The 21,431-nt window shown below is 73.4% G+C and carries 17 protein-coding genes and 2 pseudogenes; 7 read left to right on the top strand and 12 right to left on the bottom strand.

The features are described from left to right. Positions 1 to 2 precede the first annotated feature (2 nt). The 5 genes from QC282_RS11980 to QC282_RS12000 form a co-directional block, all read right to left on the bottom strand. The gene (locus QC282_RS11980; RefSeq protein WP_279549263.1) at positions 3 to 887 is read right to left on the bottom strand and encodes a glycoside hydrolase family 16 protein; all 885 of its coding nucleotides are present in this window, start codon (positions 885 to 887) and stop codon (positions 3 to 5) included. 158 nt (positions 888 to 1,045) lie between these two features. Continuing rightward, positions 1,046 to 1,591, bottom strand: a complete 546-nt coding sequence (locus tag QC282_RS11985; protein WP_279549264.1) for a VanZ family protein — start codon at positions 1,589 to 1,591, stop codon at positions 1,046 to 1,048. A 48-nt stretch (positions 1,592 to 1,639) separates the two neighbouring features. Then, positions 1,640 to 2,290 (bottom strand): DUF4230 domain-containing protein, encoded by a 651-nt coding sequence (locus tag QC282_RS11990; RefSeq protein ID WP_279549265.1) that lies wholly within the window; start codon positions 2,288 to 2,290, stop codon positions 1,640 to 1,642. A 152-nt stretch (positions 2,291 to 2,442) separates the two neighbouring features. Next, positions 2,443 to 2,823 carry an anti-sigma factor antagonist gene (locus QC282_RS11995; protein ID WP_279549266.1) on the bottom strand — a complete coding sequence of 127 codons (381 nt, stop codon included), beginning with the start codon at positions 2,821 to 2,823 and terminating at the stop codon, positions 2,443 to 2,445. 210 nt (positions 2,824 to 3,033) lie between these two features. After that, positions 3,034 to 3,984: an NADP-dependent oxidoreductase gene (locus tag QC282_RS12000; protein WP_279549267.1), complete on the bottom strand. Its 951-nt coding sequence runs from the start codon at positions 3,982 to 3,984 to the stop codon at positions 3,034 to 3,036. 94 nt (positions 3,985 to 4,078) lie between these two features. Here QC282_RS12000 and QC282_RS12005 point away from each other — a divergent pair, with 94 nt between their 5' ends. After that, complete coding sequence (locus QC282_RS12005) at positions 4,079 to 5,038, top strand: GlxA family transcriptional regulator (RefSeq protein WP_279549268.1); 960 nt, start codon at positions 4,079 to 4,081, stop codon at positions 5,036 to 5,038. Positions 5,039 to 5,166: 128 nt separating this feature from the next. Continuing rightward, complete coding sequence (locus QC282_RS12010) at positions 5,167 to 5,559, top strand: VOC family protein (protein WP_279549269.1); 393 nt, start codon at positions 5,167 to 5,169, stop codon at positions 5,557 to 5,559. 7 nt (positions 5,560 to 5,566) lie between these two features. Here QC282_RS12010 and QC282_RS12015 read toward each other — a convergent pair whose 3' ends face one another. Both QC282_RS12015 and QC282_RS12020 read right to left on the bottom strand, forming a co-directional pair. Next, on the bottom strand, positions 5,567 to 5,875 hold the full coding sequence (locus tag QC282_RS12015; RefSeq protein ID WP_279549270.1) for a DUF4235 domain-containing protein: 309 nt from the start codon (positions 5,873 to 5,875) through the stop codon (positions 5,567 to 5,569). Positions 5,876 to 5,946: 71 nt separating this feature from the next. Beyond that, positions 5,947 to 6,987: a glutathione S-transferase family protein gene (locus QC282_RS12020; protein ID WP_279549271.1), complete on the bottom strand. Its 1,041-nt coding sequence runs from the start codon at positions 6,985 to 6,987 to the stop codon at positions 5,947 to 5,949. 104 nt (positions 6,988 to 7,091) lie between these two features. Here QC282_RS12020 and QC282_RS12025 point away from each other — a divergent pair. Beyond that, a pseudogene (locus QC282_RS12025) lies at positions 7,092 to 8,089 on the top strand (cation diffusion facilitator family transporter). Positions 8,090 to 8,116: 27 nt separating this feature from the next. Here the strand turns inward: QC282_RS12025 and QC282_RS12030 are convergent. Both QC282_RS12030 and QC282_RS12035 read right to left on the bottom strand, forming a co-directional pair. After that, the gene (locus tag QC282_RS12030) at positions 8,117 to 8,491 is read right to left on the bottom strand and encodes a nitroreductase family deazaflavin-dependent oxidoreductase (protein ID WP_279549272.1); all 375 of its coding nucleotides are present in this window, start codon (positions 8,489 to 8,491) and stop codon (positions 8,117 to 8,119) included. 29 nt (positions 8,492 to 8,520) lie between these two features. Further along, complete coding sequence (locus tag QC282_RS12035; RefSeq protein WP_279549273.1) at positions 8,521 to 9,351, bottom strand: hypothetical protein; 831 nt, start codon at positions 9,349 to 9,351, stop codon at positions 8,521 to 8,523. Positions 9,352 to 9,582: 231 nt separating this feature from the next. On the opposite strand from QC282_RS12035, the gene QC282_RS12040 reads away from it, so the two are divergent. Then, positions 9,583 to 10,551, top strand: coding sequence for an aldo/keto reductase (locus tag QC282_RS12040; RefSeq protein WP_279549274.1), 969 nt, complete (start codon positions 9,583 to 9,585; stop codon positions 10,549 to 10,551). Between the two features lie 18 nt (positions 10,552 to 10,569). Here QC282_RS12040 and QC282_RS12045 read toward each other — a convergent pair whose 3' ends face one another. After that, entirely contained in the window at positions 10,570 to 11,397 is an 828-nt protein-coding gene (locus QC282_RS12045; RefSeq protein ID WP_279549275.1) for a phytanoyl-CoA dioxygenase family protein, read from the bottom strand. Positions 11,398 to 11,475: 78 nt separating this feature from the next. Between QC282_RS12045 and QC282_RS12050 the strand changes: the two genes are divergently transcribed. After that, entirely contained in the window at positions 11,476 to 12,402 is a 927-nt protein-coding gene (locus tag QC282_RS12050; protein ID WP_279549276.1) for a helix-turn-helix domain-containing protein, read from the top strand. Between the two features lie 58 nt (positions 12,403 to 12,460). On the opposite strand, the gene QC282_RS12055 is transcribed toward QC282_RS12050, so the two are convergent. After that, on the bottom strand, positions 12,461 to 13,153 hold the full coding sequence (locus QC282_RS12055) for a DUF4232 domain-containing protein (protein ID WP_279549277.1): 693 nt from the start codon (positions 13,151 to 13,153) through the stop codon (positions 12,461 to 12,463). A gap of 92 nt (positions 13,154 to 13,245) precedes the next feature. Further along, the gene (locus QC282_RS12060; protein ID WP_279549278.1) at positions 13,246 to 15,627 is read right to left on the bottom strand and encodes a SpoIIE family protein phosphatase; all 2,382 of its coding nucleotides are present in this window, start codon (positions 15,625 to 15,627) and stop codon (positions 13,246 to 13,248) included. 269 nt (positions 15,628 to 15,896) lie between these two features. Here QC282_RS12060 and QC282_RS12065 point away from each other — a divergent pair. Beyond that, positions 15,897 to 18,994: pseudogene (locus tag QC282_RS12065) on the top strand (glycoside hydrolase family 2 TIM barrel-domain containing protein). A gap of 155 nt (positions 18,995 to 19,149) precedes the next feature. Then, positions 19,150 to 21,393, top strand: coding sequence for a glycoside hydrolase family 9 protein (locus tag QC282_RS12070; protein ID WP_279549279.1), 2,244 nt, complete (start codon positions 19,150 to 19,152; stop codon positions 21,391 to 21,393). Positions 21,394 to 21,431: the final 38 nt, after the last annotated feature.

The following is a 21,431-nucleotide window of genomic DNA, read 5'->3' on the forward strand; positions in this document are numbered from 1 at the left end:
GATCACGCGGCCGACCGGTGGGTGGCCGCCGCGCCGGACGTCGTCACCGACACGTGGTCGACGACCATCTGCTGCGGGAACACCGTGGAGCCGTCCGGGTCGCCCGGCCAGTAGCCGCCCACCGCGAGGTTCAGGATCAGGAAGAACGGCTTGTTGAACACCCATGCCCGCCCGCCCAGGTCGGCGGGTGTGCGGCGCTGGTAGACCTGGCCGTCGACGGACCAGGTGATCGAGTCCGGCGCCCAGTCCACGGCGAAGGTGTGGAAGTCGTCCGCGAAGGCCCGTCCGCCCGGCAGCGTGTAGGCCGCGCCGATGCCGCCCGAGCCGGAGTAGCCGGGGCCGTGGATCGTGCCGTGCACCGTGGAGGGTTCGAACCCGACGTTCTCCATGACGTCGATCTCGCCCGAGTCGGGCCAGCCGACCTGGCCGAGGTCGTTGCCGAGCATCCAGAACGCGGGCCACATCCCCTGCCCGCGCGGGACCTTGATGCGCGCCTCGACGTGCCCGTACTGCGCGGTGAACCTCCCCGCGGTGTTGAGCCGGGCCGAGGTGTACTCGCACCGGCCGTACCAGCACTGGTAGTTGCCCGGGTTCTCGCGGCGCGCGGTGATCACCAGATGGCCCTGGCCGTCCAGGGCCGCGTTGTTCGCGCCGGCCGTGTAGTACTGCCGCTCGTGGTTGTTGACGTTGTCGCCGGTCTCGATCTGCCACTTGCCGGGGTCGACGGCCGCACCGGCGGGTCCGTCGAAGGTGTCGGAGAACACCGCCGCGGCGGGGGCCGGGGCGTCGGACGGCTCCGCCCGCGCCGGGCCGGTCGCGGCGGTGGCGACCAGCGCGGCGGACAGGGCGGTGAGGAGGCTGGTGCGCAGCAGGCGTGGAGAGGTCACGGCCGGTCCTTCCCGCGGGGCGGCCCGCGTGGGGGTGGGCGCGCCGTGCGAGGTGTGGGGGGTGGATGTGTCGCCTCTTGATTCAAGGCGTGAAGTAATAGGGCGTCAATACCCTGGTCCGGACCAGCCGTTGGGTTCCGGCCCGCCTCCCCGCCCGGTCACGCGCTCTTCTCGCGCGCGTGCACGGCCCGGCTCAGCCGGCGCCCCGCGAGCAGGTAACCCACCAGCGCGCCCGTGGTGTTGAGGATGACGTCGTCGATGTCGAAGGCGCGCCCGGTCACCACCGCGCCCTGCGCGAGCTCGACCAGCATCATCACCGTGGCCGTCAGCAGCAGCACCCGCAGGATGCCCCGGGTGCGCGGGGCGACGACCGGCACGAGCACCCCGAAGGGCGCGCCGAGCAGGATGTTCCCTCCGATCTGCCGTACGGCGTCGCGCAGTTCGGGCTGGTTCAGATAGGCGGACAGGGAGCGGCCCGGGTGCAGGTTGCTGTGGGTCAGCGCCTCCGAGGCGGGGGAGGGCTGGAGGGTCAGCCGGGCCAGCACGGCGGCGAACGCCACCATGAACGCGAACGCGCACAGCACCGCCAGGAGCCGGAGCGGCAGGGGCAGCGGGCGTCGCTCGGTTTCGGGCTTGGCGGGGCGGCGCCGTGCCAGGCCACCCCGCAGGGACAGGACACGCGGACGCGAGCCTGCTCGGGTCATGGGGTCCTCCAGTCGCTCGGTCACTCAGGTGGTCGGCCTCGCGGCGGATCAGGCTCCGTACGTCACGCGCACCTCCTTGAAGCCGAGGGAGCGCAGCAGCCCCTGGAGCATCGCGGTGGTGTTGGCCTCGGCGCGTGCGGTCAGCCCGCTGTCCTTCGCCGCCTCGCCGATGTGCCGTACGGCGAGCTTCTGCACGGCCTGTTCGCCGTTCGGGTTGTCCGAGAACAGGTCGCCGAGCCGGTCGAGCAGCCCGCGCTGTTTGGAGACGGCGTAGGACCGCTCCGGGTCGAGGGCCGGGGTGCCGAGCGCGGCGTGCGGCAGCCGGAGCGTCGCCGAGGTGCGGTCGTCGTCGACCGTCACGTCCCCCTTGCCGAGCTTCCCCAGGTCGACGTGGGCGCCGACGGTGCCGGCCCCGACGTACAGGGTGCGGGTGCCGCGGACCGCGTCGGGCAGGTACCTGGCGTCCTTCTCCAGGTCCACGACGACCTGGAAGTTGCCGGACGCGGCCTCGTAACGGCTCATGTCCCGGATGGACTTGAGCAGCGCGGGGCCGGAGCGGTCGTGGGTCTCGGTGCCGAACAGGTCCTTCAGTCCCGGCAGTACGGTCAGCCGCAACCCGGCGAACAGTACGGCGAGCACGACGACGACCGCGCCCAGCGCCTTCGCCCAGCCGGGCACGCGTCCGATCAGTGTCGTCATGGCAAGCGGCCCTCCCTCCTCCTCTTCGGGTGCCCCTGACTTTCCTTGCCAGACCGGCAAGTTGGCGGGAACGCGACCGGACGGGAGCACCGGGAGCACCGGGGGCGCGTAGCGGGGAGGGCGGCTCGCGCACGGGAACGGAGAGGGGGCCGTCACACGGTGCCGGACGTGGCCTCCGGACGGGTCAGGGCCGCCTCCAGCGTGGGCTGTGGGGGGAGCAGACGGGACAGACCGGTGATCCGCAGGACGCGCAGGGTCAGCGGGTGGGCGCAGACGAGCAGCAGGTGTCCGTGCCGGTCCAGGACCCGCCGCCGGGCCCGGTACAGCAGCCGCAGCCCGGAGCAGTCGAAGAACTCCACCCGGCTGAGGTCGATCACGACGCGGGGCGTGGCGCGGTCCGTCACCTGGTCCAGGTGCGGCGCGATCTCCGCCGCCGCGGCGATGTCGATCTCACCGCGGAACTCCAGCACCGTGTGGCCCCGGTCCTGATGGACGCGCAGATGCCGGGTGAACGGCGCAGGCTCCTGCTGCACGACGACACCGCCTCCAACTCTTCACGCACCGGCAGGGAAGCGGCCAACACCGCCTCCCTGCCTGCAAGTTACCCCCGATCGATTGAATTTGAGCATGTTCGATTGACATATGTCTTCGAATTGCGGCCGAGTTCTTTTGCTGCACGTTCCGGCGCACGTGCAGCGGCACATTCGAGGGTGGGGAGCGGGTCGCCGGGGCCTGTCGGAGGGTCAGTCGGCCAGCAGGACCAGCTTCCCGGTGGTGCGGCCGGTGTCGCCCAGCGCGTGCGCCCGGGCGGCCTCGGCCAGCGGGAACGTCCGCTCGATCGTCGGACGCAGCTTGCCCGCCTCGACCAGTTCCGCGACGGCCCGCATCCCGCTGTGGGACGCGTCGACGAGCATCCGGACCGCACGCACCCCGAGCCGCTCGGCCTCACGCGGGAACTCGTCGGAGCCCACCGGCAGGATCGACACCACGATCCCGCCGGGGCGCAGCACCCGCAGCGAACGGACCGAGGTGTCCTCGCCGAGGGTGTCCAGGACCACGTCGGCGTCCTTCACGACGTCGGCGAAGTCCGTCTCCCGGTAGTCGACCGGCTCATCCACGCCGATGCTCCGCAGGAAGTCGTGCTTGCCCGCGCTCGCGGTGCCGATCACATGCGCGCCGCGCGCCTTGGCGATCTGCACGGCCACGTGGCCCACGCCGCCGGCCGCCGCGTGGATCAGCACCCGCTGCCCTTCCCGTAGGTCCGCCGTCTCGACCAGCGCCTGCCAGGCGGTCAGGGACACCAGCGGGAGCGCGCCGGCCTGCGTGTGGTCGATCGAGGCCGGCTTGTGCGCGAAGGCACGCGCCGGTCCGGTCACGTACTCGGCGTGCGAGCCGTGCCCGAACGGGTAGGGCAGCATCCCGAACACCTCGTCGCCCGGCCGGAACCGCGCGACGCCGATCCCCACGGCCTCCACCACGCCGGACACGTCCCAGCCCAGCGTGAAGGGCGGTTCGCCGAGGAAGCCGCCGTGCTGCCGGTGCTTCCAGTCGGTCGGGTTGACGCCTGCCGCCCTGACCCGGACGAGTACCTCGTTCGGCCGCGGGGCCGGCCGTTCCACTTCCACCGTCCTGAGGACCTCGGGCCCGCCGAGGACGTCCTGGCTGATGACTCTCATCGTCTTCACAGTGCTCATGGTGAACCAGCCTGCCGGTCGCCGCCCGGCCGGGAAATGGCATGATGGCCAACATTCGATACGATCGTGCCAACCTCGCGGTAGGGTCGTTGCCATGCGGCACACGAATCGCCCGGAACGCGTCGTCGTCCTCGCCCTGGACGGCGTCTACCCCTTCGAACTGGGCATGCCCAGCCGGATCCTCGGCGCGGCCGACGGCCGGTACGAGGTGCTGACCTGCACCGTCGACGGCCGGCCGGTGCGCACCGACGCCGACTTCGGCATCACCGTCGAGCACGGCCCCGAGGTGCTGGCCACCGCCGGCACGGTGGTCATCGCGGCCGTCTCGCCGTCCCTGCTCGCCCCCGAGCTCCCCGACGACGTGGCAGCCGCCCTCGCGCTGATCCGGCCCGACGCGCGGATCGTCTCCATCTGCACCGGAGCCTTCGTGCTCGCCGCCGCCGGACTCCTCGACGGCCGCCGGGCCACCACGCACTGGCGGCTCGCCGACCACTTCCGGCGGCTGTTCCCGCACGTCGACCTCGACCCGGACATGCTCTTCGTCCACGACGGCCGGATCCTCACCTCCGCGGGCGCCGCCTCCGGCGTCGACGTCTGCCTCCACCTCGTCCGCGAGGACCACGGCAGCGAACTCGCGAACACCGTCGCCCGGCGCTGCGTGGTCCCGCCGTTCCGCGACGGCGGCCAGGCCCAGTACATCGAGCAGCCGGTCCCCGAACAGGGCGCCGCGAGCACCGCCGCCACCCGCGCCTGGGCCCTGGAACACCTCGACGAACCCCTGGCCCTGGCCGACCTCGCCGCGCACGCCCGGATGAGCCTGCGCACCTTCGTCCGCCGGTTCAACGAGGAGGTCGGCCTCAGCCCCGGCCGCTGGCTCACCCTGCAGCGCGTCGCCCGGGCCCGGCACCTGCTGGAGTCCAGCGACCTGTCCGTGGACCAGATCGCCGGCCGGGTCGGCTTCGCCACCGGCACCTCGCTCCGCCAGCACCTGCACGCGGCGATCGGGGTGTCGCCGCAGACCTACCGGCGCACCTTCCAGACGGCCGCACGCTGACCCCGCGCGCCCAAGTGCCCGCCCGCCGGGCGCACTTCGAGGCGGCGGCCGACTGAATCCGCCGGGCCGGGATATCCGCAAAGGACCGGGCGCGGTGCGGCACCGCGCCCCGAATCAGCGGAGGAAACATGGCACTGGTCAACGCGGGCGTCGTGGTGCTCGACTGCTCCGAGCCCGAGAAACTCGCCCTGTTCTACCGGCAGTTCCTGGACGCCGAGGACACGGACGTGGCCGCCAACCGGGTGGAGATCCGCAGCCCCGACGGCACCCGGCTGGCGTTCCGGCGCGACGCGAACGCCACCCCGCCGAGCTGGCCGCGCCCGGAGAACGCCCTCCAGGCCCACCTGGAGTTCATGGTGGAGGACCTGGACGCCGCCGAGCGCAGGGTGGTGGAGCTCGGCGGACGTCCCCTGGAGGCCAAGGACGCGCCCGGCCCGTACGAGGAGCGCGGCTTCGCCGATCCGGCGGGCCACTCCTTCACCCTGCGCCGCGTCGCGCCCCTGGCACCCAAACGGGGCTGACGGCCCGTCAGGCCCGGCCGTGCTTGTCGGCGGCCGGCCAGACGCCCGTACGGCGCTCGATGGCCTTCGCGCCGGCGCGGTCCACCACGCTGCGGACACTGGCGAAGATGGCGCCCTGGATCGCGGAGGCCAGCAGGATCTCGCCCCAGCCGCGGTCCGGGTCGAGCGCGTCCGGGGCGTCGTCCTCGTCGCGGATGGTCTTCCAGATTTTGCGGAAGACGAGCCCCGCGAGCGTGCCGCTGGTCCAGCCCAGCGCGAAGCCGACCGGCTTGTAGGCGGCGGGAAGCGTCCTCTTCGTCTTGCTGCTCTTGGCCACGTGGTTCTCCCAGTTCTTCGTTCTTCCGATGGTCCCCGGATTCGTTCCGGGGTGCTGTGCGGCGGGTCGTGTCAGGGCCGTCCTGCCGTCGGCACCTCCTCACCCGCGGGCACCGGCCCGGGCGGTGTCCCGTCCCCGAACGGCCGCCCGCCCAGCTCCGCACGGTGGTGCGGGGTGAGCCAGCCGGACAGGTCCGGGCCGATCGGCACGATGCCGGTCGGGTTGATGCCGGTGTGCACCCGGTAGTAGTGGCGCTTGATGTGGTCGAAGTCGACCGTGTCGCCGAACCCGGGCGTCTGGTACAGGTCGCGGACGTACGCCCACAGCACCGGGTGCTCCGCCAGCTTCCACCGGTTGCACTTGAAGTGGCCGTGGTAAACCGCGTCGAACCGGACCAGCGTCGTGAACAGCCGGATGTCCGCCTCGGTGATCGTGTCACCGACGAGGTAGCGCTGCCGCTCCAACCGCTTTGCCAGCGCCTCCAGCCGGCGGAAGACGCCCGCGCACGCGGCCTCGTACTCCTCCTGCCCGGTGGCGAAGCCCGCCCGGTACACGCCGTTGTTGACGTCCTCGTAGACGCCCGCCATCACCTCGTCGATCTCGTCGCGCAGCGCCTCGGGATACAGGTCGGGCGCGCCGTCGCGGTGCAGGGCCGTCCACTCGGTGGCGAAGTCCAGGGTGATCCGCTGGTAGTCGTTGGTGACCAGCTTCCCGCTGGGCACGTCCACGACCGCCGGCACACTCACCCCGCCCGGACAACCGCTCTCCCGACGGTCGTACGCCTCGCTGAGGAAGCGGATGCCGAGGACCGGGTCACGGCCGTCCGGATCGAGGGTGAAACGCCAACTGCGGTCGTCCTGGACCGGATCGGCGACGGCCAGGGAGACCGCGTCCTCCAGGCCGAGCAGCCGCCGGGAGACCAGCGCGCGGCTCGCCCAGGGACAGGCACGGCTGACCACCAGGCGGTAACGGCCCGGCTCGACGGGCCAGCCGTCCCGGCCGTCCGCCGTGATCCGGTCCGCGAAGTGCGCCTTCGACCTCTTGAACGCCTTCCTGCCGTACTCGGTGTTGCCGTCCGAGCCGTCCTCGCCGGCTCCACGGACGCCGCTCATGGCCGCTCTCCTCACTGCCGTATCGCGTATGTCCACGGGAACGCGTTCCCCGAAATCGGCCGACGGCACGGTGTGAGCAGGGCCGACCGGGGCAATCGGCGAACGTGGACCTGACAGCGACGGAGCACATGTGAGCGCGACACCCCCGGAAAGCAGAACGGAACGAAGGACCCGCGTCACCGTCCTGGTGGCGCTCGCGGCCAATCTGGTGATCGCGGTGGCGAAGGCCGTCGGCGGGCTCGTCGCGGGCTCGCCCGCGCTGCTGTCGGAGGCCGCGCACTCCGTGGCGGACAGCCTGAACGAGGTCTTCCTGCTGGCCGCGCTGCGGCGCAGCCGCCGCCCCGCCGACCGGCGTCACCCGTTCGGCTACGGCAAGGAGCGGTACTTCTGGTCGCTGCTGGCCGCCGTCGGGATCTTCGTGATGGGCGGCTGCTTCTCCTTCTTCCAGGGCTTCCAGGCCCTGACCGGCGGCGGCGAGGAGGAGTTCACCGGATACGTCGCCGGCCTGGTCGTGCTGGTCGTCGCCCTCCTCGCCGAGGGCGCCTCCCTGCTGCGCGCCCTCTACCAGGTGCGCCGGCAGGGCGGCGGCGCGGACGGGATGCGCGACCCGGCGCTGCGCACGGTCGTCGCCGAGGACGGCACGGCGGTGCTCGGCGTCACCCTCGCGATCACCGGAATGGCCCTGCACATGGTCACCGGGCAGGCCGTGTGGGAGGCGTCGGCGTCCCTCGCGATCGGCGCGCTGCTCGTCTACGTCGCCTACCGGCTCGGCCGGGACGCCCGCGACCAGCTCATCGGGGAGGCCGCCGACCCGCGGGCGAGCGGACGCATCCGCGCGCTGCTGGAGGCGCAGCCCGAGATCGACAGCGTGGAGGCGCTGCTCACCATGAAGACGGGCCTGGACTCGGCCCTGGTGGCGGCCCGCGTGGACCTGATGCCCGGCCTGGACAGCGAACGCGTCGAGGAGGTCGCCGTCCGCATCAAGCGGTCCATCTGCAGCACCGTCCCGGAGGCCGACCAGGTGTTCCTCGACGTGACCGACCGGTACGCCCGCGAGGCACACGAAAGCCCCGCCGCGACGGGGGAACGCGGCGGGGCCTGACGCACGGGTGCCCCGGTCGTCAGTGGTTCATGCCTGCCCGGCGGGACATTTTTTCCGGGGTCGGTCCCCGTCCACGGGATCGGGGACGAACAGCGGAATCTCGCGGTCCGTCTTCTCGCGGTGTCCGGCGTACGGCGGGAACGCCGCGACGGCGCGCTGCCACCACTCGGCCTTGTCCGCGCCGGAGATCTCACGCGCGGTCATGTCGCGCTTCACCGGCCCGTCCTGGAGCTCCACCCGCGGGCCGGCCCTGAGGTTGTCGTACCGGACGGGGTGCTTCGGCGATCCGCCGAGGGAGGCGACCACGGCGTACCGCCCCGCGTGCTCGACGCGCATCAGCGGGGTCTTGCGCAGCTTCCCGGACCGGGCGCCCCGGCTCGTCGGCACGACCAGGACGAGCACGGCCGCGCCCGCCACCCCGGCCGACGGCGCTAACGGCAGCCGACCGTGGGCCCCTGCACCATCCCGCCGGTGTAGAGGGCCTGCCCGCGCGGCATCCAGTAGCCCAGCTTCGACACCACCGTGGAACAGGCCGACCCGAGCGTGACCCGTACCTTCACGGTGGCCGGGCGGCCCGGTTGGAGGTCGGTGAGCGCGCAGTCCACGGCGTACGTGAGCCGGGCCTTCGAGGGATGCCGGCCCACCAGCGGGTTCACGCACCGGGCGTCGGCCGTGCCGATCCGGACGCCCGACTCCTCCTCGCCGATGAGCCCGAACCGCGCGCTGCCGTCGCCCGCTTCGCTGTCGCGGAAGACCCGGTAGGTGAGCGTGGTCGTCGCGCCGCGCCGCAGCGTGCGCCGGTCGACCTCCACGCGGTGCGTGGCCGCCCGCTTCGGCGCGGTCAGGGTGAGCGTGGCGCGGACGGTGCCCCGCAGGTCCACCCCCGCGGGCGCGGAGCGGACCCGCACCGTGGCCGTGACGTCGTACGCCCCGGGCCCCGGGTACGGCTGCGAACCGGGCAGCGTCCCGGAGGCCACCGTCGCGCCGGCCCGCCGCGCGGTCCACGTGCCGGACGTCAGGCAGGAGTGGCGGACCTTGGTGCCGCCCCGTGAGCAGGTCGCCGGGGCCGACAGCGCCATCATGGGGGTGCCGCTGCCCGCGCACAGGGACACCTCGGCGCGTTCGACGTGCGCGCCGCGCAGCACGCCCGCCGGCGCGCACAGTGTCGCCGGCACGTCTGCCTCCGGCCGCGGGTCCGGCCCGCCCCACGCGGGCGCGACCAGGGCGAGGGACAGCCCGGCCGCCCCCGCGAGAATCCGCAACGTCGTCCTGTGAACCCGCACAAGTCCTCCCGCACGCCACCCGCCGGCCGGACGCCGGTCGTCTGCGCCGAGCATGCGGCAGCGGCCCGGCCGGCCGGCCGCTCCCACGCCGGGCCGTCACCTGCGGGCAGCAACGGCGCCGCCCCGTCCGGCCGGTGCGCGGGCCCGGACTTCGAGCGCGCACGAAGACGTACGCTCCCCGTGGTACCCCCGACGGCAGGAGCAGCAACGATGCAGTACGTGAAGCTCGGTTCGACGGGTCTCGACGTGTCGCGGATCTGTCTGGGCTGCATGACCTACGGCCTTCCCGACCGCGGCGCGCACGAGTGGACCCTCGACGAGGAGGCCTCACGCCCGTTGATCCGGCAGGCGCTGGACGCCGGCATCAACTTCTTCGACACCGCGAACGTCTACTCCGACGGCACCAGCGAGGAGATCGTCGGCCGGGCCCTGCGCGACTTCGCGCGCCGCGACGAGATCGTGCTCGCCACCAAGGTGCACGGCCGGATGCGGCCCGGGCCCAACGGCGGCGGCCTGTCCCGCAAGGCGATCATGACCGAGATCGACCGCAGCCTCGACCGCCTCGGCACCGACCACGTCGACCTCTACCAGATCCACCGCTGGGACCCGCACACCCCGGTCGAGGAGACCATGGAGGCCCTGCACGACCTGGTGAAGGCGGGCAAGGTGCGCTACATCGGGGCGAGTTCGATGTACGCGTGGCAGTTCTCGAAGGCCCAGTACACCGCCCGCATGAACGGCTGGACGCCGTTCGTGTCGATGCAGAACCACTACAACCTCATCTACCGCGAGGAGGAGCGCGAGATGCTGCCGCTCTGCGCGGACCAGGGCGTCGGCGTCCTGCCGTGGAGCCCGCTGGCCCGCGGCAGGCTGACCCGGGACTGGGGCGCCACCACCGAGCGCAGCGCCACCGACCGCTTCGGCAGCACCCTCTACCAGGACGGCGACCGGGCCGTCGTCGAGGCCGTCGCCCGCATCGCCGGGGCGCGGGGCGTACCGCGCGCCCGGGTGGCCCTGGCCTGGCTGCTGCACCAGGACACCGTGACCGCCCCGATCGTGGGCGCGGCCAGGCCGCAGCACCTGGAGGACGCGGTGGCCGCGGTGGAACTCGCCCTCACCGACAAGGAGATCGAGGAACTGGAGCGGCCCTACGCTCCGCACCCGGTCGCCGGGCACTGAACCCCCGGTCCGGGGGCGCTAGTGCGGGCCGTGCGGAGCGAACTCCGTGCCGCACGGCCCGGCGCCCTCGCTCTCCGGGAGGACCACCCGCTCCCCGTCCATCGTCAGCGTCCGGTAGAAGTCGCCGATCCGCTGCGCCGAACGGCCCACGTAGTGCCCGATGAACGACCGGCGGAACCGGTCGGCGCTGCGGTTGGGCCGCGAGCCGTGCACCAGGCTGCCGTTGAAGAACAGGACGTCCCCCGGCGCCATGTCGACCGGCACGGCCTTGAGACCGGGCGGCGGCGGCACGTACTCCCGCGCGAACGACACGGCCGCGTCCGCCTCCTTTGGGCAGAACAGGTCCATGCGGTGCGTGCCCGGCACCACCTCCAGGCCGCCGTTGACCCGGTCGACGACGTCGCAGGCCAGCCACGCCGCCACACAGGTGCCCGGCTCCACCCGGAGATAGAAGTTGTCCTGGTGCGGCGCCTGCCCCCGCGCGCCGGGCGGCTTGAAGTAGAACATGCTCTGCGCGGCGAGGACCTCCTCCCCGAACAGCACCTCCAGCACCGCCCGCAGCCGCGCGTCCAGCAGCACGCGCCGCGCCACGTCGTTGATCTCGTGCGGGTGCATCACCCGGGGGTACGCGTCCAGCGGGTCGGTGCCGGGCCCGGCGGCGCGGGGCGTGAAGTGCCCGGGCACCGGCCCCGCCGCGTGCAGTGCCGCGAACTCGGCGCACAGCCGCTCCACCTCGTCCCTCCCGAACAGCCCGCGCACCACCGTGAAGCCGTCCTCCCGGTACCGCCGCAGCCCGTCCCGGGTGAGGATGGAAGCGCCGGCGGCGTCCTTGCCCGTGACTGTCATGAGCCCTCCTCGTCCGACCGTTGTCCCACCGTCCCTCGCCCGCCACGCTAGGCCGCCGGCCGCCGACGGAGGATGCCCATGTGTGCTGACGGACTGCCCGGGACTGCTGCGGCGGCCGACCCCGCTCCGCCGCCGGGCCTGGTGGTCGTCGGCCGGTTCGACCAGCCGCCCGGCTACGTCGTGAACCGTCCGCACGGCGCCGACAGCTGGCTGTTCACCTGGACGACCGGCGGCCACGGCCGGCTGCGCCAGGGCACCGCCGGAGTCCGGGCGGGCGCCGGGCACCTCGTCGTGCTCGCCCCCGGCACCCCGCACGGCTACGGCGTCGCGCCGGGCGCCCCGCACTGGCGGTTCTGGTGGGCGCACTGCCAGGCCAGGCCCTCCTGGGCGCCCTGGCTGCGCCCGTACGACGCCGGCGACGGCATGTACGTCGTCGGCCCGGCCCCGACCGCGCTGCACGACCGAGTCGGGGAGGCGTTCCGCCGGATGCGGGCCGCCGCCCGCTGGACCGGAACCGGGGCACCGCCCACCGGGACCCCCGACGACGACCGGGTCGCCGTGGCGCACGGCACCGCCGCCCGGGAACTCGCCCTGTGCGCGCTGGAGGAGGTCGTCCTGCTCACCGCCGCGAGCGCCGGGGCCCCGCCCGCCCGGCCCGGCGCCGACGCCCGGATCCGCCGGGCCGAGGCGCTCATCGCCGCCGACCCGGGCGCCCCGCACTCCGTGCGCTCGCTCGCCGCGGCCGTCGCCCTGTCACCGTCCCGGTTCGCCCACCTGTTCACCCGGCAACTGGGCCGGTCCCCGATGCGGGCGCTGCGCGAGGCGCGGCTGCGGCACGCCGCCCGCCTGCTGGAGAGCACCGACCTGTCCGTGGACCGGGTCGCCGCCGCGTCGGGCTTCGCCAGCCCGTTCCACTTCAACCGGGTCTTCCGGGAGCGCTACGGAGTGCCGCCGGGCGCCTACCGCGCGGGGTACGGCGGGGGAGCGGCGCCGCCAGGGAACTGACGCCCACCCGGACGGCCCGGCGAGGAGGCCTCGAGGAGGGCCGGCGTGGGACAGGACGTCAGGCTCCGCTGCCCGGGGCGAAGACCGTGAGGAAGACCGACGACTCGTTGCCGCCGACCGGCACCTCCCCGGCCTTCCACGTCACCTTCAGGGAGGTCCGCTCGTCCGGCGGCGTCACCAGCAGCGCCGCCGGTGTGGCCGTCCGGGCGCCGCTCGTCTGCGGGGAGGCGAAGGACAGCCCCGCCCAGGCGCTGTCGCCCGGGTCCAGGGTCACGGTCGCGGGGGTGAAGCCGGGCCCGCGCTTCGGGTCGGGCCCGAGCTGCCTGCCGTCGGCGTCCACGAAGGCGGCGCCCGGATAGCCGTACACGGTGCACGTACGGGACGAGGTGTTCGTCAGGACCACGGGGAAGTTGCGCTGCCCGGCGCCGGGGTCGACGCGGCCGACGGACGCGCGCAGCTCGGCGGTGTGGCAGCGGCTCCGGTCGGCGCCGTCACCCCCCTCGGCGGTGGACGGGGCCTTCTCGGACGGGGCCTTCTCGGGCGGGGTCTTCTGGGACGGGGCCGGTTCGGCGGGTGCGGACCCGGGCGGGGTGCGGTCGGCGGGGTCCGCCGCGGGGCTGCTCGTGGCGGGCATGCGCTGGGGCGCTGTCGCGGAGCCGCCGGAGCCCTCGCAGGCGGTGAGCGTGCCCAGCAGAGCCAGCGCACCGGCGAGCAGGGCGGCCCGGGGGACGGACGAGGACGTGTTCGCCATGGTTCTCCACTCCTGGAGGTTCCCTCCTGGTGAGTGTCCCCCGCACGGCGCGTTCAACGCCCGACGGGCGCCGGGCGGGCGGAAGTTGGCGTTCACATCTCGTCGAGAAGGGCCAGCTCCGCCCAGATGGTCTTGCCCTCCGGCGTGTGCCTGCTGCCCCAGCGCTGGGTGAGCTGGGCGACCAGCAGCAGCCCGCGGCCCCCCTCGTCCCACGTCTTGGCGCGGCGCAGGTGCGGCGCCGTGGGGCTGGTGTCGGACACCTCGCAGATCAGCGTCGACTCGTCGTGGATCAGCCGCAGCCGGATCGGCGGGGCGCCGTACCGGATCGCGTTGGTGACCAGCTCGCTCACGACGAGCTCCGTGGTGAACGACGCGGCGTCCAGATGCCAGACGGCGAGCTGGTCGAGGACCTGCTTGCGCACGGGGGCCACCAGCGCCGGGTCGGCGGGGATGTCCCAGGTGGCGACCTGGGAGGCGGGCAGGCCCCGGGTGCGGGCCAGCAGCAGCGCCACGTCGTCGGCGGCGCCGCCCGCCGGGAGCAGGGCGTGCAGCACCCGGTCGCACGCCTCGTCCAGTGAGCCGGAGGACGCCGCCAGGGCCTCGCACAGGATGTCCCGGCCGGTGTCGACGTCCCGGTCGCGGTGTTCGAGCAGCCCGTCGGTGTAGAACGCCAGCACGCTGCCCTCGCGCAGGCTCAGCTCGGCCGACTCGAAGGGCAGCCCGCCCAGGCCGAGCGGCGGACCGGCGGGCAGGTCGACCGGCACGGGCGGCCCGTCCGGCGGGACCAGCACCGGCGCCGGATGCCCGGCCCGGGCCAGCGTGCAGCGCCGCGACATCGGGTCGTACACCGCGTACAGGCAGGTCGCGCCGACCTCGCCGGTGCTGTCGTCGTCGCCGGACTCCGCGGAGAGCCGGACGACCAGGTCGTCGAGGTGGGTGAGCAGTTCGTCCGGGGGCAGGTCGATGTCGGCGAGCGTGCGCACGGCGGTCCGCAGCCGGCCCATGGTGGCCGACGCCTGGATGCCGTGGCCGACGACGTCGCCGACCACCATGGCGACCCGCAAGCCCGACAGCGGGATCACGTCGAACCAGTCGCCGCCCACCCCGGCGCGCGCGGCCGGCAGATAGCGGGACGCCGCCTGCACGGCGACGGTGCCCGGCAGCCACCGGGGGAGCAGGCTGCGCTGGAGGGTGAGGGTGGTCTCGCGCTCGCGGGAGTAGCGGCGGGCGTTGTCGATGCAGACGGCGGCGCGCGCCGAGACCTCCTCGGCGAGGAGCACGTCGTCGCGGGTGAACGGGTCGGGGCGGCGGAAGCGGGTGAAGACGGCGACGCCGAGGGTCGCGCCGCGCGCCTGGAGCGGGACGGACATCGTCGCGTGGACGCCGGACCGCCGGAACCGCTCCAGGCGTTCCGCGTCCCGGGTGAGCCACGGGTCGAGCTCCTCGGACGGCACGGCCGCCACGACCGTACGGCCCGCGGTCAGGGAGTCGGCCTGCGGGGAGCCGGCCGGGTGGACGTCGATCTGCCCCGGCTCGGACAGCGCCTCGGGGCTGCCGGGGTTGACCGACCGGTGGGCCGTCCGGCGCAGGCTGACCGGTGCCGTCAGCGGGCCGGTGGGCTCGCCGCCGTCCGGCGTGTCGAGCAGGTCGACGCTGACGAAGTCGGCCAGCGCGGGCACGCACACGTCCGCCAGCTCCTGGGCGGTGCGGGTCACGTCGAGGGTGGTGCCGATCCGGACGCTCGCCTCGTTGACGAGCTGGAGCCGCTCCCGGGCACGGAACTGCTCGGTGAAGTCGTGCGCGGTCACGCAGACGCCCCGCACCCGGCCCTCGGCGTCGGTGAGGGGCGCGATCCGGGCCAGCCAGGCGTGCGCCCGGCGTTCCGAGCTGGCCCTCAGATGCGTGTGCATGTCGTACCGGCGGCCGGTGGCGAGGACCTGGCGCATGTGCCGTTCGAGCTCGACGCTCTGCGGCCGGTCGTTGATGTCGGTGGCGCGCAGGCCCTTGATGCGGGCGGCGGGCAGCCCGATCAGCTCCGTCATGGCGTCGTTGGCGCCGCGCAGCCGCAGCCGCTCGTCGTAGATCATCGTGGCGCACGGAGACTGTGTCAGGGCCGCCCTGACCAGCGGGTCCTCCTGTCGTGCGGGGCCGACCTCGGGGAGTGGGGCGACCGCGAACCAGTGGCCGGGGCTGTCCTCCTCCGGGGGGCGGCGATGGGCCAGCACCCACACGGGGACGGTGTGGCCGTCGCGGTGGCGCAGTACGAGCGTGCCGCTCCAGCGGGCCCGGCCGGGTCCGGGCGGGGCGGGTGCCGAGCCGTCGGCGAGCAGGCCGGCGGCGGAGTGGCCGACCACGTCGGCGGCCGGATGGCCGAGCAGCAGGCGAGCACCCTCGTTCCACTCGCGGAGGATGCCGGTCGCGTCGACGACAGCCCGTGCCGCGTCGGCATCGTCGAACGGGTTGACCGGACTCATCGTCGCCACTCCATCGCGGACACTCACAGTGAACAGGCGGCGTCACTTGGGCTCCAGCCTAGTGCGTGCGGGCCCGGCATGGACCCGAACGTGCGTTGCCGACGGCTCGGGCGGTGGCGCCGCAACGGAGCGGACGTGGTCTTCGAAAGAGTTTCCGAAACAGTAGAGGGCTCCCGCACCCTTGACGGTCACACCCGGCGGGCCGTCAGAATCTGTGCGTTCGCGATCAGTTGTGTGTACTTCTGCGTCCTCGTGAGGGAGAGCCGCCCATGACGGTCACTCGGAGATCGGTTCTCGTCGCCTCCGCGGCCACCCCGGCGGCGGGAGCGCTCCTGGGGGCGCCGCCGGCCACGGCCGCCGAGCCCGCGGCGGCCGCACCGGGCAGGCACACGGTCCCCCTGCGTGACGGCTGGCGCTTCGCGCTGGTCGATCCCGGCGGCATCACCGATCCCACCGCGCGTTCGCCGACGCAGCCGAGCCGGGCCACGACGACTCCGGGTGGCGCGAGGTGGCCGTCCCGCACGACTGGAGCATCGAGCAGACCCCGACCACCGAGCACGGCACCACCAGCGGCACCGGCTTCCTGCCCGGCGGCCTCGGGTGGTACCGCCTCGCCTTCACCCTGCCGCCCGCCTTCGCCGGCAAGCGGATCTCGGTGGAGTTCGACGGCGTCTACATGGACGCGCGCATCCACTGCAACGGCACCGAGGCCGGCCGCCACCCCTACGGCTACACCGGATTCGCCCTGGACCTCACCGACCTGGTGCACACGGACGGCCGCACCGAGAACGTCCTCGCGGTCGAGGTGCGCAACCAGCTGCCGAGCAGCCGCTGGTACTCCGGCAGCGGCATCTACCGCGAGGCCCGCCTCGTCGTCACCGAGCCGGTGCACGTGGCGCGCTGGGGGACGTACGTCACGACACCGGAGATCACCGGGGAGCGGGCCGCCGTACGGGTGGCCACGACTGTGGTGAACGCGACGGGCACCGCCCGGCAGGTCGAGATCCGGTCCCGGGTGACGGACCCCGACGGGCGCACCGTGGCCCGCGCCGCCTCCACGGTGGACGTCGGCGACGAGCGGACCGAGACCCACGAGCTCACCGTCCCCGATCCCGGACGGTGGGACATCGCCACCCCCGGGCACCGCTACACCCTGGTGACCGAGCTGCGCGTCGGCGGGCGCACCGTCGACACCTACCGCACCCCCTTCGGATTCCGCACCTTCCGCTTCGACCCGGACGAGGGCTTCCACCTCAACGGCCGCCACCACAAGATCAAGGGCGTCGACCTGCACCACGACCTGGGCGCGCTCGGCGCCGCCGTCAGCGCCGACGCGATCCGCAGACAGCTGACGATCATGCGGTCGATGGGCGTCAACGCGCTGCGCACCTCCCACAACCCGCCCGCGCCCGAGGTGATCGAGGCCTGCGAGGAACTGGGCATCGTGCTGCTGGTGGAGGCCTTCGACTGCTGGCGCACGGGCAAGAACCGCTACGACTACGGCCGGTTCTTCGACGAGTGGGGCGAGCAGGACGCCACCGAGATGGTGCGCGCGGCCCGCAACTCGCCGGCCGTGCTGATGTGGTCCATCGGCAACGAGGTCCCCGACTCCACGTCCACCGCCGGGCTCGCCATGGCCGACCGGATCATCACGGCGATCCGCGCCGCCGACGACACCCGCCCGCTGGTCATCGGCTCCGACAAGTACCGCCGCCTGCCCGCGAAGGGGTCCGCCGCCGACCTGATGCTGGCGAAGCTCGACGGGCTCGGGCTCAACTACAACACCGCCAAGTCGGTGGACGCGCTGCACGCCGCCTACCCGCACCTGTTCCTCTTCGAGTCGGAGTCGTCGTCGGAGACCTCCACGCGCGGCGCGTACCAGGAGCCCGAGCATCTCAACACGGGCGAGAACCACACCCCCGGCCGGCGGGCGACCTCCTCGTACGACAACAACCTCGCCTCCTGGACCATGAGCGGGGAGTACGGGCTCAAGAAGGACCGGGACCGGAGGTGGTTCGCCGGGCAGTTCCTGTGGTCCGGCATCGACTACATCGGGGAGCCCACCCCGTACGACGTCTTCCCGGTGAAGGCCTGCTTCTTCGGCGCCGTCGACACGGCGGGCTTCCCGAAGGACATGTACCACCTGTTCCGCAGCCAGTGGACCGACGAGCCCATGGTCCACCTGCTGCCCATGACCTGGAACCACCGGGAGGGCGACACCGTCGAGGTGTGGGCCTACGCCAACGTCGGCACCGTCGGGCTCTTCCTGAACGGCAGGTCCCTCGGCACCCGGACGTTCGACACCAAGAAGACCGCCGACGGCCGGACCTACCTGGAGACGACCGAGGCGACCGGCGACGACAAGACCTTCACCGACGGCCCCCACCCCGGCAGTTACACCAGCCCGAACGGCAGCGCGGGCAAACTCCACCTGACCTGGCACGTGCCGTACGAGTCCGGCGAGTTGAAGGCTGTCGCGGTGCGCGACGGCAGGGTGGTCGCCACCGACGTGCTGCGCACGGCGGGCGCCCCGCACGCGATTCGGCTGACGCCCGACCGCGACTCCGTGGCGGCCGACGGCCGTTCGCTGGTCTTCGTGACCGCCGAGATCGTCGACCGGCACGGCGTGGTGGTGCCGGACGCCGGGCACCTGATCGCCTTCGACGCGGCGGGCGGCTCCCTCGCCGGACTCGACAACGGCCGCCAGGAGAGCGCCGAGCGCTACCGGGCCACGACCCGCACCGCCTTCCACGGCAAGGCGCTCGCCATCGTCCGGTCCGGCACGCGGGAGGGAACCGTCGAGGTCACCGCGCGTGCGGAGGGGCTGCGCGCCGGCACGGCGACCGTGCGGGCGACCCCGGCGCGGTCCCGGGCGACCACCCCGGCGCCCGCCTTCCGCCCCGACCACCCGGCGCCCCGCGCGTACCCGTTCGCGGACGCCAGTTACTCCGGCCGGCCCGACACCCTGCCCGCCGCGATGCTCGACGGCGACCCGGCGACCGGCTGGTCCAACGGCTTCCACAAGGCGGCGACCGCGCTGCTGCCCGCCTTCGACGGGGCCCGCCACGAGGACTGGGTGTCCGTCGACTACGGGCGGACGCGCGGCTTCGACCGCGTGGAGATGTCCTTCACGGTGGACGCGACGCACAGCCTGCCCGCGGAGGTGACCGTCGAGGTCTGGAACGGACGGGCCTACCGACCGGTCACCGGCGCCCGCACCCACTGGGCCGACGCCTCCGACGCGCCGACGGTGATCACCTTCGACGCCGTGCGCGGCTCCCGGGTCCGCGTCTCACTGACCAGCAGGTACCCGGACGAGGCGCGCGGCGCGGTGCGCGTCGGCCGGTTCGAGGCGCCCGCCGTCTGAGCCGCGGCGGGGGCGGTCCGGACGGGAACGGAGAACATTTTGTCCCGTCCGGACCGTTGACGTGGGTCACACCTGCCACAACCATGGCCTGCGACCGCCGTTGGGAGCGCTCCCACGGCGCGTGCGACCCGCACCTCCCGACGAGGAGCCCAGACGTGAACAGACGCCGAACAGCCTTGCTGTCCCTGACGGCCCTGCTGGCGACCGCGCTCACCGCGCTGCCCGCCGGGCCGGCCGGGGCCGACGAGGTCGAGCAGGTCAAGAACGGCACCTTCGACACCACGACCGCACCCTGGTGGACCACCAGCAACGTGACCGCGGGCCTGTCCGACGGCCGGCTCTGCGCCGACGTCCCCGGCGGCACCACCAACCGCTGGGACGCCGCCGTCGGCCAGAACGACATCACCCTCGTCAAGGGCGAGTCGTACCGCTTCAGCTTCCAGGCGACCGGCTCGCCCGAGGGCAACACGGTCCGCGCGGTCGTCGGCCTGTCGGTGGCGCCGTACGACACGTACTACGAGGTGAGCCCGCAGCTGAGCGTCTCCGGGAACTCCTACACGTACACCTTCACCTCGCCCGTCGACACCACACAGGGCCAGGTCGGCTTCCAGGTCGGCGGCGGCGCGGACCCGTGGCGCTTCTGCATGGACGACGTGTCCCTGCTGGGCGGCGTGCCGCCCGAGGTGTACGAGCCGGACACCGGGCCCCGGGTCCGGGTCAACCAGGTCGCCTATCTGCCGAACGGCCCGAAGAACGCCACCCTGGTCACCGATGCCACCGAGTCGTTGCCGTGGCAGCTCAAGAGCGCCGGCGGCACGGTCGTGGCGCGCGGTGCGACCGTGCCGCGCGGCGAGGACGGCTCCTCCGGGCAGAACGTCCACTCGATCGACTTCGGCGGCTACCGCAAGGCGGGCCGGGGCCTCACCCTGGTCGTCGACGGCGAGACGAGCCGGCCGTTCGACATCGGCACCGGCGCCTACGACAAGCTGCGCCTGGACGCCGCGAAGTACTACTACACGCAGCGCAGCGGCGTCGCGATACGCGACGACCTGCGGCCCGGGTACGGCCGCGCGGCCGGGCACGTCGACGTGGCGCCCAACCAGGGCGACGGCAAGGTGCCCTGCCAGCCGGGCGTGTGCGACTACACCCTCGACGTCACCGGCGGCTGGTACGACGCCGGCGACCACGGCAAGTACGTCGTCAACGGCGGCATCTCGACGTGGGAGCTGCTGAGCACCTACGAGCGGGAACTGATCGCCCGCACCGGCGAGGCCGAGAAGCTCGGCGACAGTTCGCTGCGCATCCCCGAGAGCGGCAACAAGGTCCCGGACATCCTGGACGAGGTCCGCTGGGAGCTGGAGTTCCTGCTGAAGATGCAGGTGCCGGACGGCAGGCCGCTGGCCGGCATGGCCCACCACAAGATCCACGACGAGCAGTGGACGGGCCTGCCGCTGCTGCCGAGCGACGACCCGCAGAAGCGGGAACTGCACCCGCCGACCACCGCGGCCACGCTGAACCTGGCGGCGACGGCGGCCCAGGCGGCCCGCCTCTACCTGCCCTACGACCGGCAGTTCGCGGCGACCGCGCTCGCCGCGGCCCGCAAGGCGTGGGACGCGGCCCTCGCCCACCCCGACGTGCTGGCCTCCGAGTCCGACGGGATCGGCGGCGGCACCTACGCCGACTCCGACGTCTCCGACGAGTTCTACTGGGCGGCGGCGCAGCTGTACCTGACCACCGGTGAGCAGAAGTTCCAGGACCACGTCCTGAAGTCCCCGGTCCACACGGCCGACATCTTCGGCCCGACCGGCTTCGACTGGGCACGGACCGCCGCCGCCGGACGCCTCGACCTGGCCCTCGTGCCGAGCCGGCTGCCCGGCCGGGACAAGGTCCGCCAGTCCGTGGTCAAGGGCGCCGACCGCTACCTGGCGACGCTCAAGGCCCACCCGTACGGCATGCCGTACGCGCCCGAGGGCAACAAGTACGACTGGGGCTCCAGCCACCAGGTGCTGAACAACGCGGTCGTCCTCGCCACCGCCTACGACATCACCGGCGGCGCCAAGTACCGCGACGGGGCCGTGCAGAGCATGGACTACATCCTCGGCCGCAACGCGCTGAACATCTCGTACGTCACCGGCTACGGCGAGGTCAACGCGCACAACCAGCACAGCCGCTGGTACGCCAAGCAGCTCGACCCGAGCCTGCCGAGCCCGCCCGACGGCACGCTCTCCGGAGGACCCAACTCGAGCATCCAGGACCCCTTCGCGCAGAGCAAACTCCAGGGCTGCGTCGGTCAGTTCTGCTTCATCGACGACATCCAGTCCTGGTCGACGAACGAGCACACCATCAACTGGAACGCCGCGCTCGCCCGCGTGGCCGCCTTCGTGGCCGGCCAGGGCTAGCCGTTCCGTCCCGCACGACGACCCGGGCGGCCGGCACC

The organism is Streptomyces sp. DH24 (assembly GCF_029813775.1).
Lineage (GTDB): Bacteria > Actinomycetota > Actinomycetes > Streptomycetales > Streptomycetaceae > Streptomyces.